The sequence below is a fragment of the Pseudomonas sp. MUP55 genome (assembly GCF_034043515.1).
GTDB lineage: Bacteria > Pseudomonadota > Gammaproteobacteria > Pseudomonadales > Pseudomonadaceae > Aquipseudomonas.
On record NZ_CP138214.1, the window covers coordinates 3,992,502 to 4,005,657 of the forward strand.

The window sequence follows — 13,156 nt, forward strand, 5'->3', positions numbered from 1 at the left end:
GATAGTCAGCCCTGGCAGGGGTTCCGTATTATTTCAGACGTGAACGGCAATCTTCAGCGCTTCCAGCGACGGCTCGGCCTGGATGCCGACTTCGGCGCACAGTTGCAGCACCCGCGGCAGGTCATTGCCGAACACCAGTACGGCCTGGATTTGGTCATCGAGCAATTGGCTGAAGTTGAGCAGCACATAACCGCCGTCTTCCGGGCTCAGGGCGCTCATCTGGATCTGGATGCGATTGAGCGCGGTCAGGTCTTCGGCCTTAGCCAATTGCTTGGGCTTGAGGTTGAACGCCACACCAGGGCCGAACGAGGCGACGATCTGGGCAAACAGGTCGGCGTAGGTATCGGCCTGGAACAGCACCGTGTCCGGCAGGCTGCCGACCACCACCCATTCCCCCAGCGGAATCGGGAAGGTGTCGTCGTAATTGATATCCGGATTGGCCGCCAGGAACGCCGCAGGGTCTGCGTAGGCCTGGGCCGCTTCGTCGGCGATACGCGCGACTTCGTCCGCGCCCATGACGCCGGCGCTGATTTTACTGATGAGTTCGACGAGAGCGGTTTTCATGGGCAGTCCTGTGACGGGCGGGTTTTGGAGGGCGCGTAGCCTACACCAGTTTTTGCAACAACGCCGCCGTATCCACGGCCCCCATGGTCTGCGCTGCGGCCAGCGCCGTCGCGCCCTGGGCGTCGGTGGCCTTGGGGTTGGCACCCTGGCCGAGCAGGTAGTCCACCATGTCGACGCGGTTGAACATGGCCGCCATCATCAAGGCCGTGCGCCCATCCGAGGAAGCCGCTTCAACCGGCGTTCCGCCTTCGATCAGCGCCTTGACCACCGCCAGGTGGCCCTTGAACGCCGCACCGGCAATCGGCAGCTGGTTCTTGTCGTTGGCGATCAAGGGATCAGCCTTGAATTCCAGCAGCACTTTTACCGCCTCGGCGTGACCGTGATAGGCCGCCAGCATCAGCAGCGTGTCGCCATTGTGATTGCGAAAATTGGCGGGCAAGCCTTTGGTCAGCAGGGCTGCGAGCATGGCAGCGTCGCCCTTGCGGGCGACGTCGAAGACTTGCTCGGCAAATTCGGCGGCTTCGTCTTCGGTCATCTGTTTGGGCTGGGTCGACATGTAGGGGCCTCCTTTGTGATGCAGTATAGGGCGCCCAGTGTCGCGACGGAGTTCCCCGCTGTCATGGCTTTTTTGCCAAAAGCGTCCATAGGTACAATCAATAGCGAAAGTGACCGCCCTGTATCTGCGCACGCAGTTGCGCGGTTATCGGCACGTAGCTGTCCGAGCCCGGCAACCAGGCAAACAGCGGATCGCCGCCAACCTTGTCAGGGTCGAACGCCTCTTCCTTGAGCCGCACCTTCTGATACTTGAAGGTGCCGGTGGTTTCCATCTTCACTTTGATCCGCAGGAACAACGGCACCGCATAAGGTGGCAAGTGGCCGTGGGCGAACTGCAGCAACTGGCGCATATCCAGCGCGGCCAGGGACTCGCGTGGCGTGATTGCGACCATCCCGGCACGCCCGTTGGTGTTGTCGATCTGAACCCCATAGGCCACCACTTCGGCAATCTGCGGGTGCTGCAGCAGGGTATTCTCGACCTCGGTGGTGGACACGTTTTCGCCCTTCCAGCGGTAGGTGTCGCCCAGTCGGTCAACGAATTGCGCATGGCCGAAACCGATACTGCGCACCAGATCGCCCGTGTTGAAATAGCGGTCGCCCTTCTCGAACACGTCGGTGAGCACCACCTTGCGATTCTTTTGCGGGTCGGTGTAGCCGTCGAACGGTGACTTTTCATCGATCCTCGCCAGCAACACGCCCTGCCCGCCCGTGGGCACCTTGTGCATGTAACCGTCGCTGCCCCGCAGCGGCTCGCCGGTGTCGTGGGTGTAATCCACCAGCGCCCAGTGCTGCAGGCAAAAGCCGATGGTGTTGTCGAAGTTCAGCAGGTTGGTAAAGCCGATATTGCCGTCACTGGCTGCGTAGAGTTCGCAGATATGCTCAACCCCATAGCGCTGCTTGAACTGCGTCCACACCCCTGGGCGCAGGCCATTGCCTACCATTTTGGTCACGCCGTTGTCGCGATCGCGCTCGCTGGGCGGCTGGTCGAGCAGGTAGCGACACAGCTCACCGACATACCCCAGGGTGGTCGCATTGAACGTGCGCACGTCGTCCCAGAACTGGCTGGCGCTGAACTTGCGGCGAATGGCGAAGCCGGACGCGCCAATGATTGCCGAGCCCCAGCACACACACAGGCCGGTGGCGTGGTAAAGCGGCAGCGTGCAATACACAACGTCCTGCGGGCCCATGTCCAGGGCGATGCTGCCGAAACTCACGGCGGTTTTGGTCCAGCGCCCGTGTTTCATGATGCCGGCCTTGGGTAGACCGGTGGTGCCGGAGGTATAGATATAGAAGCAGGGATCGTTGAAGAACACCTGGGCGCTGCTGGCGGGGTTGTTCTGCGGGCTTTGCGCGCAGGCTTGCATCAGGTCGACAAACCCCTCGGGCACCCCGCTCACGTGCTGATCGGCAACGAACCAGGTGCGTTGAGCCGCAATTTCCACCTGGTTGCGCACTGCCGCGTAGGTGTCTGCCAATTCCTCGCCCACCACAATCGCCGCCGGACTGACCAGGCTCAGGCTGTGCACCAGCGCTGCCTGGGTCTGCGCGGTATTGAGCATGGCGCAGATCCCTCCGAGCTTGGTCACGGCCAGTACGGTCAGCAGCAACTCCGGGCGATTTTCGATGAACAGTGCCACCACTTCACCCTTGCCGATGCCCTGATCCTGCAGGTAATGGGCGATGCGATTGGCACGCCGATTGGCGTCGTGGTAGCTGATCACGCTGTCGCCATAGAGCAAGGCGGCCCCGTGCGGGTTGCGCAGCGTGGCTTGCTCGAAGTGCCAGCCAAGGCCACAGGGTTGTGTGGGGTCGGTAACGTTGGCAGCGCGCATGCCGCGCAACACCCGCGGCAGCGCCCGCACGATAGTTGGCACCTTTCGCAGCAGCATGCGCCAGGTGATCATGTCGTTTGGATGATGAGCCATGGCGGGACGTCCTGTTCTTATTGTTTATCGGGTGCGGAACAATCGACGGTGACCGAGTGAATTCGCCTTACCCCTCAAAGGAAAATACGTCAGCCCTTCTCAGGCTGTACACGCACGATTTGAAATGTTTTGTATCCCGAGGCTCGGATGGGATTTATTGGTCAAACACGCGGTCAGAATCGTTAGGAAAGGAACATTGTGCGTAGGAAATAGCCGCGCAGATAACGCAAAATGCAGGATGCACGATGGCCTTTCATGCAATTTGCACGAAAACGAAAAATCCTGAAATTTATAAGTAGCTGTTTTATAAGGGTTTTTTATAAGATTCAATACTGGCACAAACGCTGCACCTATCACTCCATGCTTGCCAACTTGAGCCAATGGAGCTGATAGACATGAGCCTGATCCAAGATAAATTCGCTTCAGTATTTTCCAACTACGACGTCACCACCCAACCACGTCCAGACGGCGGCATCCTGTTGACTCTGCGTAACAGCGAAGGCAAGCAGGTCAAGCGCTCGATCTCGTATCAGCAGCTGCACACCGCCGACCAACTCACTTGGGTGATCAGTGCAATTCGCCGTGACCTGGCCGAACAAGCCAGTGAGCTGCCGCAGATTTCGATGCTGCAAAGCCAGAATCGCTTTGCCCTGCCGACTTACCATTCGGCATAAGCACCACCCCAATAAAAAGGGCCGCAACGCCGTTGAGCGTCGCGGCCCTTTTTTATGCCGTCAGCAAAGCCCCCGCCGCCCCGCTTCATTCATCGCCTGCACGCGGTTGGTCACATCCAGCTTGCTGTAGATATTGCGCAGGTGGAATTTGACCGTGGCCTCGGAGGTGCATCGGATCTTGCTCATCTCCCAGATGGTCTTGCCTTCGGAGGCCCACCGCAGGATCTCCAGCTCCGTCCTGGTCAGGGGCTTGCCGAGTAAACTCAAACGTCTTCTGATGGCCGTCGGCACAGTGTCCAACGGCTGAGACAACTCCTCAGGGCGACTCATTGACTTCTCCTTTTTATATGCCGATTCGCTGCCCACCTTCGGATTGCTCCTATTGACAGGCAACATAAACATCGAATTAAGGAGAGAGTTACACAGTGTGCGGAACAGGAGGACAAGGCCGAGAATAAACAGCTAAGCCCTACATGTGTTTAGGCTTATTCCCACAGCACATTCCAACTTGCCGGGGTTGAACATTTAAAAGACTCGTCTTAATCGTCCAGCTTGCCAAAGTCACGGGCAATGTCATTACCGGTGAAGGTGGGCACCGAGCCTTCCTGCGTGTTGAACAGATGCAGGGCTATCACATGGGGGTTCTCGCCAATGTCGAACCAATGGGGCACCCCGGCGGGTACGATCAGCAGATCGTACTTCTCACACCGCACGCCGTAGACGTGATCGCCTATGTGCAACGAGAACAACCCCTGACCCGCGATGAAGAATCGCGCCTGGTCTTCACTGCAGATTCGCTCCTGGAGGCCTTCAGCGCGCAACGTGTCGTGATGGGGATGCTCACCGGTCAGGCTGATCACCTTGACACCGGCATAGCCCAGCGCGTCGATCTGCGGCTGATACGCGGCAATCATCTGTGCCTCGCTGGCACCCTTTTCGAGAGGGCTGGGCTGCCAGCGCTCAAAGCGCACGCCGTTTTCGGCCAGGGTCGACTGGATGTCGTCGAAGTGGGTCAGCACTTTGTTCGGGGTGTCCGGTGTAGTGATGTGATAGACAGCGACGTAACTCATTGCACGGCTCCTTGGTTCGGCTCTTGCAATCGAAAGCCAATGATAACGGCGGCAGCCAGGGCCGCGATGCTGGCGATACTGAATGTGAGGGTCGGGCCCAGCAGGTTCCAGCTGTAACCGGCGTACAGCGCACCCAGCGCGCCGCCGGTACCGGCCAATGCCGCGTACAGCGCCTGGCCCTGGCCTTGCTGGTGATCACCGAAACTGCGCTGCACGAAGGCGATGGCTGCCGCATGGAAACTGCCGAACGTGGCGGCATGCATCACCTGCGCCAGCAACAGCACCCAGAAAAATTCGGCAAAGCCGCCGAGCAGCAGCCAGCGCAGCGCCGCCAGCAGGAAACTGGCCAGCAGCACCCGGCGCACCGAAAAGCGCGCCAGGATGCGACTCATGCCCAGGAACATCAAGACTTCCGCCACCACCCCGAGGGCCCACAGCAGGCCGATCACGCCTCGGCTGTAGCCCAGGTGTTCAAGGTGCAACGTAAGGAAGGTGTAATACGGGCCATGACTCATCTGCATCAGCGCCACACAGGCATAGAAAGCGAGCACGCCGGGGCTGCGCAATTGTCGGATGAAACCGTCGCCGACCCGGCGTTGGCCGTGGCTGGCGGGCTGGGCATTCGGCACCCACAGGCTGGCGCCGATGATGCCGGCCATGATCACCACGACCACCACCGGGTAGATCGCCACGCTCAGCCAGTCAAACAGCCGGCCCATGATCACCACGGTGAGGATAAAACCGATGGAGCCCCACAACCGTATCTGGCTGTAGCGCGACGTCTGCTGGTGCAGGTGCGCCAGGGTGATCACTTCGAACTGCGGCAGCACGGCGTGCCAGAAGAACGCGTGCAAGGCCATGACCAACGCCAGCCAGGCATAGGTCTTGCTGACGAATATCAGCGAAAAACTCAACAGCGTGCACACCGCCCCGAACCGCACAATGGCCAGCCGCCGGCCGGTGTAGTCGCCCAACCAACCCCAGAGGTTGGGCGCCACGCAACGCATCAGCATCGGAATGGCCACCAGCTCGCCGATACGCGCGCTGGAAAAGCCCAGGTGATCGAAGTACAGCGCCAGGAATGGCGCCGTCGCCCCGAGCAGGGCGAAGTAGAACAGGTAAAAGCTGGAGAGGCGCCAGTAAGGGAGAGCTGTCACCTTCAGCGCGTCACAGCTGGCCCAACACAGGCGTACTCACCCGCACATCCGCATTCTGCCCGCGGTTGCGCAGCAGGTGGTCCATCAACACGATGGCCATCATCGCCTCGGCAATCGGCGTGGCACGGATGCCGACGCACGGGTCGTGGCGGCCTTTGGTGATCACGTCAACCGGGTTGCCGTGCACGTCGATCGAACGGCCCGGGGTGGTAATGCTCGACGTGGCCTTGAGCGCCAGGTGCGCCACGATCGGCTGGCCCGACGAGATACCGCCAAGGATGCCGCCGGCGTTGTTGCTGAGGAAACCCTGCGGGGTCATCTCGTCGCGATGCTCGGTACCGCGCTGGGACACACAGGCGAAACCGGCGCCGATTTCCACGCCTTTGACCGCGTTGATGCTCATCAGCGCGTGGGCCAGTTCGGCGTCGAGACGGTCGAAGATCGGCTCGCCCAGGCCCGGCTTCACGCCTTCAGCCACCACGGTGATCTTCGCGCCGACCGAGTCCTGGTCGCGGCGCAACTGGTCCATGTAGGCTTCCAGTTCCGGGACTTTATCCGGGTCGGGGCAGAAGAAGGCGTTGTCTTCGACGCTGTCCCAGGTCTTGAACGGGATTTCAATCGGGCCGAGCTGGCTCATGTAGCCACGAATGACGATGCCCTGGGTCGCCAGGAATTTCTTGGCAATGGCACCGGCCGCCACGCGCATCGCGGTTTCGCGGGCCGAACTGCGGCCGCCGCCACGGTAGTCGCGTTCGCCGTATTTGTGATGGTAGGTGTAGTCGGCGTGGGCCGGGCGGAACAGGTCCTTGATCGCCGAGTAGTCCTTGGACTTCTGATCGGTATTGCGGATCAGCAGGCCGATGGCGCAGCCGGTGGTGCGGCCTTCGAACACGCCGGAAAGGATCTCGACTTCGTCGGGTTCCTGGCGCTGGGTGGTGTGACGGCTGGTGCCGGGCTTGCGGCGATCCAGATCACGCTGCAGGTCTTCCACAGACAGCTCGAGGCCGGGCGGGCAGCCGTCGACAATGGCGACCAACGCCGGGCCATGGCTTTCGCCCGCGGTGGTGACAGTGAACAGCTTGCCGAAGGTATTGCCGGACATGCAGGGCGCTCCGTGAAGTCAGTTGAAACACGTCAACCGTAATAACTTAAGGCGGCCAGTATACGCAGGCTAACCGACTAGTTCATCCTCGAAACCTTACCGGTAGACGTTGGTCCAATCGGCACCTCTCCAATGATGGCGCTATGATGCTGCGAGTTCTGCTGTTCACCCTCACCCTCTTCACCTTCGCGGCCCAGGCCGCCTCCCCTGTCGTGCTGCAACGGCCCATCAGCCTGGACACCGGCAGCGGTGAGCTGTTTGGCTCGCTGCTGTTGCCGCAGTCCGACCAGCCCGTGCCGGTGGTGCTGATCATCGCGGGCTCCGGCCCCACCGACCGCAACGGCAACAGCGCCGACGGCGCACGCAACGACAGCCTCAAGCGCCTGGCCTGGGTGCTGGCCCGGCACAATATTGCCAGCGTGCGCTATGACAAACGCGGCGTGGCTGCCAGCCTGGCCGCGACCCCGGACGAACGCAACCTGACCCTCGACGCCTACGTGTCCGACGCCGTGGCCTGGGGCAAATTGCTCAAGGCCGACGCGCGCATGGGCCCGCTGATCGTGCTGGGCCACAGCGAAGGCGCGCTGGTCGCGGCCCTCGCTGCGCCGCAGTTGAATCCGGCCGGGGTGATTTCCTTGTCCGGCAGTGCCCGCCCGGTCGACCAGGTCATTCGCCAGCAACTGGCCGATCACCTGCCCCCGGCCCTGCTGCTGCGCAGTAACGAAATTCTCGACCACCTCAAGTCCGGTCAGGTGGATGCCGATGTACCGCGCCCGCTGGAAGGTATTTTCCGACCCAGCGTACAGCCTTATCTGATCAGCCTGTTCCGCGCCGATCCGTCGGCGGCCTTTGCACGGCTGACCATGCCGGCCCTGATCATCCAGGGTACCAACGACATACAGGTGGGCGTCGGCGATGCCCAGCAACTGAAGAAAGCCAAGCCCGACGCGCAGTTGACCGTGATCGAAGGCATGAACCATGTGATGCGCATCGTGCCCAACAACGTCGAGCAGCAACTGGCGTCCTATAACGACCCAAAACTGCCCCTCGCCGCCGAACTGGGTGAGCGGATAGTGCGTTTTATCGAGGGACTCAAACCCCGTTAAGCGGCAATTTGCCTCCAGTCCTGAAGAAAGCGGCCGATAAGCCCAGAATCGACAGTAAAAAGACTGTCGGCTCGCAGGGCCTGGACAGGATCGCGCCGCATGACTACCACTGAAGCAACCCCAGAATCCACCGCCGACATCCCGGCTGACACGGAGGCGGCCGCCGCAGCGGCTCTGCCGTGGGCGGACGTACACGCCGAACATTTCAAGATGCTGCGCCTCGCCCCGCTGGCCATAGACCGCGCGACCGGCGCGCGTCCGTTGCGGTTTGTACAGTTCGGTTATGCCGAGCGCCATGACCCGCACCACAGCCTGTTGCGCATGGTCATTCAACTGCCCGGCCAGCGGGTACGGCGCGAGCAGAACCAGTTGGACGTCTGGGTGGATCACGATAAACATCGCGTGCATTTCGGCCCGGGCAGCAGCCTGGAAATCGAGCCGGCCAACCGTGGCCTTGGCCGTTTCCTGGTGGCCCAGGCAGCCGCCTGGGCCAAGAAAAAGTGGTCACACTACCGCGTCGACGGCGTAGACCTGGCCAACAAGGACGCACTCAACGAAGCCACGCGCCTGCGCCGCGATCACTTCCTGCGTATCCAGGGTTTCGATGTGGCCTACGCCGATGTGCAGCACCTCAAGGGCAACGTGCAGCCGGGCAAGGTCAGCGATGTGCTGGACAGTTGGAACACCGAGAAGGTGCAATTCGTGGAGATCCTCGAAGCCGCGCAGATGCTGCAGCAGGCCGAGAAGAACCTGGCCGAGCAGGAAGTGAAACTGCGCAAGGAAGAGGAAAAAGTCACCAAGTTCAAGCGCGAGGACAGCGGGTTGCGCTTTACCATCACCTGTTTGGTGGCGTTTACCGTGTTTCAGGCGGGGTTGTTGATCTGGATTGCCACCCACCGCTAGCAGATTGAAATGCGATCAAACGGTGGGAGGGGGCTTGCTCCCGATGACGGTGTGTCAGTACTGCATCTGTAGCTGACACACCGCTATCGGGAGCAAGCCCCCTCCCACATTGACCCCATCGCTCCCGTTATACCCGGGCGGCGAAGACCGCCTGATGCTCCCGGCACTGCTGCGCGGTGAGCATGAACACCCCGTGACCACCGCGCTGGAAGTCCAGCCAGGCAAAGTCCACTTCCGGATACAGCGCCTCGACGTGCACCTGGCTGTTGCCCACTTCGACAATCAGCAAACCCTTCTCGGTCAGGTGGCTCGCCGCCTCGGCCAGCATGCGCCGTACCAGGTTCAGGCCGTCATCGCCGCAGGCCAGGCCCAGTTCCGGTTCGTGCTGGTATTCATCCGGCATGTCGGCAAAATCTTCGGCATCCACGTACGGCGGGTTGGATACGATCAGATCGAAGCGCTGGCCCGGCAGGCCATCAAAGCCGTCGCCCTGCACGGTATACACGCGCTCATCCACGCCGTGACGCTCGATGTTCTGGTTGGCCACTTCCAGGGCTTCGAAGGACAGGTCGCCCAGCACCACCTCGGCGTCGGGAAACTCGTAGGCACAGGCAATCCCGATGCAGCCGGAACCGGTGCACAAGTCGAGAATGCGCGCCGGCGGTTGGGCCAGCCAAGGCTCGAAGCGGTTCATGATCAATTCGCCAATCGGCGAACGCGGGATCAGCACGCGTTCGTCAACGATGAACGACATGTCGCAGAACCAGGCTTCTTTCAGCAAGTAGGCGGTGGGCACGCGTTCATGGATGCGACGGTGCAATAAACGCTGCACATGGGAGATTTCCTCTTCTTCCAGGTTGCAGTCCAGGTAGCTGTCGGCGATTTCCCAGGGCAGGTGCAGCGCGCCGAGCACCAGTTGCCTGGCTTCGTCCCAGGCATTGTCGGTGCCGTGGCCAAAAAACAGGTCTTCCCCATGGAAACGGCTGACAGCCCAACGGATATGGTCGCGCAAGGTGCGCAGGCGGGAAGTGATCACGGGGGCAGACTCCTGGAAAAAACGACTGGCGATTCTAACAGCGTTCGCCTGTACCGACGATGTACGAAACACCTTTGCCATCTGTCGGATTTCATCCAAATTGCCACTATTGAGTTAAACAAGCGGCCCACTTGACATGGCTGCACGTCAACAACGGCGTACCTTACGATGGTAGCGATTCACAGAACCGCTCAGCCAGTGGACAATGTCGCAAAAGCCCCCCTCACAGGAGCCCCAGAATGTCCGTTCCAAAGACGATGTTTCAACTCAGCGGTCGTGGTTACGCAGCTGCCAACCTGGCCCATGCGACCCTCGTGATCATCGACGCCCAGAAGGAATACCTCAGCGGCCCACTCGCCCTCTCGGGCATGGACGCAGCGGTCGGCAATATCAAGCAGCTGGTCACCGCTGCGCGCAACGCCGGGCGGCCGATCGTGCATGTGCGCCACCTGGGTACCGTTGGCGGCCTGTTCGACCCGCAAGGCGAGCGCGGCGAGTTCATCCCCGGCCTGGAACCCGAAGGTGACGAAACCATCATTGGCAAACTGCTGCCCAGCGCCTTTCACGGCACCGGCCTGGAAAAACACCTGCAGGACCTGGGTTCGCTGGACCTGATCGTCTGCGGTTTCATGAGCCACTCCAGCGTCAGCACCACCGTGCGCGCCGCCAAGAACCTGGGCTTTCGCTGCACCCTGGTGGAAGATGCCTGCGCCACGCGCGACCTGCCCTACAAAGGCGGCGTGCTAAGTGCCGAGCACGTGCAGCAGACGGAAATGGCCATCATGGCCGACAACTTCGCCACCCTGGCGTTGACCAAAGACCTGATCTGATCGCCGCCCTGATGAGCGGTGCGCCAATGTTCATTGCCCCGCTCATCTGCAAAGCGCACTCATTTCGCGCATTTACCTGGGGCACAGGAACAACCTGTGTATCTTCCGGTCGAAGGGCCGATACCCTGGAGGAAAGGTCGGAATGAAGATATCCGATGGTTTTGATGCTCGTCGCTTGCGCCCCAAGGGCCCGAGCAATTGGCGTCTGCGCCTGGTGGCGGGCATTGCCGCGCTGCTGGCGATCGTAGGTCTGCTGTTGGCCGGCGCTGGTGGCGCCGGTCTGTTTGGGCACTCGCCGGCACTCGGCGAACTGAATGCCAGCCCTGGCGGCTCGGCGATCCTGCTGGGCATCGGCCTGCTGGTGGTGTGGCTGGGCGTGTGGTTATGGCGCCGCAGCCGGCGCAAAATGCGCCAGCCGCTGTCGTTGAATATCGCCTCGCACCTGATGAAAAAGCACGACTGATGGCGCTTGGATAGTATTTGCTGCGCCGCGGCCGCCGCGATTTAGGTAAACTGCCCGCCCTTCGCGGAGGCTGACATGCAAGACGACGACTTTTCCCTGTTCAAGAACGAGCTGCGCGGCGTCAAGCCGATCAAGCACGACCGCGCCGACACCGGCAAGCCCAAGGCTGATCGGGCGCAGATCGCCAAGCTGCGCCAGGCCGCGACCGTGCGCACCGATGCCACTACCGTCGATGGCCTGTCAGACCAGTTCGTGATCGACGTCGGCCCCGAAGATGAGTTGATGTGGGCGCGCGACGGCGTGCAGGAAAGCCAGATGCGCAAGCTCAAGGCCGGCCAGATCCCGTTCGAAGGCAGCCTCGACCTGCATGGCATGACCGTGGAAAAAGCCCGGGAAACCCTCTGGGCCTTCCTCGCCGAAGCGACCAAATTCGAAATCCGCTGCGTGCGCGTCACCCACGGCAAGGCCGTGCGGTTGGACGGCAAGCGGCCGATGATCAAGAGCCACGTCAATACCTGGCTGCGCCAGCATGCCCAGGTACTCGGCTTTACGTCGTGCCAGGCCCGCCACGGCGGCGCCGGCGCGGTGTATGTGATGCTCAAGCGCACCATGATGGAAGGTCGTGACGAGTAACAAGTGCCATCGTCAGGCTTGCAGCGATGTGTCCGCCCCCGTAACCTTGCGCTTTGCGAAAATCCCACAGGTAGTTTCATGTCCCTGGAACAGAATTACACAGAGATTCTCGGCCAACTCGGCGAGGACGTCTCCCGCGAGGGCCTGCTCGACACGCCAAAGCGTGCCGCCAAGGCAATGCAGTACCTCTGCCGCGGCTACGAACAGACGTTGGAAGAAGTCACCAACGGCGCCCTGTTCAGCTCCGACAACAGCGAAATGGTGCTGGTCAAGGACATCGAGTTGTACTCGCTGTGCGAACACCACCTGCTGCCTTTTATTGGCAAGGCTCACGTAGCGTATATCCCGAGCGGCAAAGTGCTGGGCCTGTCGAAGGTCGCACGGATCGTCGACATGTATGCGCGTCGCCTGCAGATCCAGGAAAACCTCAGCCGACAGATCGCCGATGCGGTGCTGGAAGTGACCGGCGCCCTGGGTGTGGCGGTGGTGATCGAGGCCAAGCACATGTGCATGATGATGCGCGGTGTGGAAAAACAGAATTCGTCGATGATCACTTCGGTGATGCTCGGTGAGTTCCGTGAAAACGCGGCCACCCGCAGCGAATTTCTCAGCCTGATCAAGTAAATGGCTGCGTAGGAAAAGACCGGCGTTCATCGTCGGTTTTTTTTCGCCTGCAAAATTCAGGTAAGCTGCGACCCCTTCTTCATGGGCAAGAGGTTTTCAGCCATGTTCGTCAAAGCACTTCGAGTGGGCCTCGGCCAGATCATTATCGCCGGCGACTTCCTGACCCGTCCGCGCAAAAAGCAGCGCCCCGCCGAGCAACAGGCCCAGGTCAACGCAGCGGCCAAGGACCTGACCCTGTATCAGTTCCACGCCTGCCCGTTCTGCGTGAAGACCCGTCGCACCCTGCACCGCCTGAATGTGCCGGTAGCCCTCAAGGACGCGAAAAACAACGCGCAAGACCGTCAGAACCTGCTGGAGCAAGGCGGCAAGATCAAGGTGCCGTGCCTGCGTATCGAGGAAAACGGCCAGACCACCTGGATGTACGACTCCAAGATCATCATCGATTACCTGGACAAGCGCTTCGCCGCGATCTGACAGACCTGTGCGATCCAAGGTGGGAGGGGGCAAGCCCCCC

General features: G+C 61.1%; 16 protein-coding genes. 8 read left to right on the forward strand and 8 right to left on the reverse strand.

Translation table 11 applies throughout. The features are described 5' to 3' along the window. Positions 1 to 33: 33 nt before the first annotated feature. The 3 genes from SC318_RS17905 to SC318_RS17915 all read right to left on the reverse strand — a co-directional run bounded on the left by SC318_RS17905 (position 34) and on the right by SC318_RS17915 (position 3,044). Positions 34 to 564: a hypothetical protein gene (locus tag SC318_RS17905; protein ID WP_320427879.1), complete on the reverse strand. Its 531-nt coding sequence runs from the start codon at positions 562 to 564 to the stop codon at positions 34 to 36. A 40-nt stretch (positions 565 to 604) separates the two neighbouring features. Beyond that, positions 605 to 1,120: an ankyrin repeat domain-containing protein gene (locus SC318_RS17910; protein ID WP_320427880.1), complete on the reverse strand. Its 516-nt coding sequence runs from the start codon at positions 1,118 to 1,120 to the stop codon at positions 605 to 607. 97 nt (positions 1,121 to 1,217) lie between these two features. After that, positions 1,218 to 3,044 (reverse strand): long-chain-acyl-CoA synthetase, encoded by a 1,827-nt coding sequence (locus SC318_RS17915; RefSeq protein WP_320427881.1) that lies wholly within the window; start codon positions 3,042 to 3,044, stop codon positions 1,218 to 1,220. Between the two features lie 395 nt (positions 3,045 to 3,439). Here SC318_RS17915 and SC318_RS17920 point away from each other — a divergent pair, with 395 nt between their 5' ends. Next, positions 3,440 to 3,718: a DUF3509 domain-containing protein gene (locus SC318_RS17920; protein WP_003172952.1), complete on the forward strand. Its 279-nt coding sequence runs from the start codon at positions 3,440 to 3,442 to the stop codon at positions 3,716 to 3,718. A 60-nt stretch (positions 3,719 to 3,778) separates the two neighbouring features. Here the strand turns inward: SC318_RS17920 and SC318_RS17925 are convergent, their stop codons facing one another. From SC318_RS17925 to aroC, 4 genes are all read right to left on the reverse strand, one after another. Beyond that, positions 3,779 to 4,048: a response regulator transcription factor gene (locus SC318_RS17925; protein WP_320427882.1), complete on the reverse strand. Its 270-nt coding sequence runs from the start codon at positions 4,046 to 4,048 to the stop codon at positions 3,779 to 3,781. 209 nt (positions 4,049 to 4,257) lie between these two features. Then, positions 4,258 to 4,788 (reverse strand): acireductone dioxygenase, encoded by a 531-nt coding sequence (locus SC318_RS17930; RefSeq protein ID WP_320427883.1) that lies wholly within the window; start codon positions 4,786 to 4,788, stop codon positions 4,258 to 4,260. Beyond that, positions 4,785 to 5,945 carry an MFS transporter gene (locus SC318_RS17935; RefSeq protein WP_306493894.1) on the reverse strand — a complete coding sequence of 387 codons (1,161 nt, stop codon included), beginning with the start codon at positions 5,943 to 5,945 and terminating at the stop codon, positions 4,785 to 4,787. Before SC318_RS17935 ends, SC318_RS17930 begins: the two co-directional genes overlap by 4 nt. Positions 5,946 to 5,955: 10 nt before the next feature. After that, on the reverse strand, positions 5,956 to 7,047 hold the full coding sequence (gene aroC / locus SC318_RS17940; RefSeq protein WP_320427884.1) for a chorismate synthase: 1,092 nt from the start codon (positions 7,045 to 7,047) through the stop codon (positions 5,956 to 5,958). A 143-nt stretch (positions 7,048 to 7,190) separates the two neighbouring features. Between aroC and SC318_RS17945 the strand changes: the two genes are divergently transcribed. Further along, entirely contained in the window at positions 7,191 to 8,153 is a 963-nt protein-coding gene (locus SC318_RS17945; protein ID WP_320427885.1) for an alpha/beta hydrolase, read from the forward strand. A 99-nt stretch (positions 8,154 to 8,252) separates the two neighbouring features. Then, complete coding sequence (locus SC318_RS17950) at positions 8,253 to 9,056, forward strand: hypothetical protein (RefSeq protein ID WP_320427886.1); 804 nt, start codon at positions 8,253 to 8,255, stop codon at positions 9,054 to 9,056. Positions 9,057 to 9,183: 127 nt separating this feature from the next. On the opposite strand, the gene prmB is transcribed toward SC318_RS17950, so the two are convergent. Then, on the reverse strand, positions 9,184 to 10,092 hold the full coding sequence (gene prmB, locus SC318_RS17955; RefSeq protein WP_320427887.1) for a 50S ribosomal protein L3 N(5)-glutamine methyltransferase: 909 nt from the start codon (positions 10,090 to 10,092) through the stop codon (positions 9,184 to 9,186). Positions 10,093 to 10,331: 239 nt separating this feature from the next. Here prmB and SC318_RS17960 point away from each other — a divergent pair, with 239 nt between their 5' ends. From SC318_RS17960 to SC318_RS17980, 5 genes are all read left to right on the forward strand, one after another. After that, on the forward strand, positions 10,332 to 10,922 hold the full coding sequence (locus tag SC318_RS17960) for a cysteine hydrolase family protein (RefSeq protein ID WP_320427888.1): 591 nt from the start codon (positions 10,332 to 10,334) through the stop codon (positions 10,920 to 10,922). 142 nt (positions 10,923 to 11,064) lie between these two features. After that, positions 11,065 to 11,385 carry a hypothetical protein gene (locus tag SC318_RS17965; RefSeq protein WP_300628290.1) on the forward strand — a complete coding sequence of 107 codons (321 nt, stop codon included), beginning with the start codon at positions 11,065 to 11,067 and terminating at the stop codon, positions 11,383 to 11,385. 75 nt (positions 11,386 to 11,460) lie between these two features. After that, a complete protein-coding gene (locus SC318_RS17970; protein WP_003175227.1) occupies positions 11,461 to 12,018 on the forward strand; it encodes a Smr/MutS family protein in 558 nt (185 codons plus the stop codon). Positions 12,019 to 12,096: 78 nt separating this feature from the next. Continuing rightward, positions 12,097 to 12,642 carry a GTP cyclohydrolase I FolE gene (gene folE, locus SC318_RS17975; protein WP_003192797.1) on the forward strand — a complete coding sequence of 182 codons (546 nt, stop codon included), beginning with the start codon at positions 12,097 to 12,099 and terminating at the stop codon, positions 12,640 to 12,642. Positions 12,643 to 12,744: 102 nt separating this feature from the next. Next, the gene (locus SC318_RS17980) at positions 12,745 to 13,116 is read left to right on the forward strand and encodes a glutathione S-transferase N-terminal domain-containing protein (protein ID WP_320427889.1); all 372 of its coding nucleotides are present in this window, start codon (positions 12,745 to 12,747) and stop codon (positions 13,114 to 13,116) included. Positions 13,117 to 13,156: the final 40 nt, after the last annotated feature.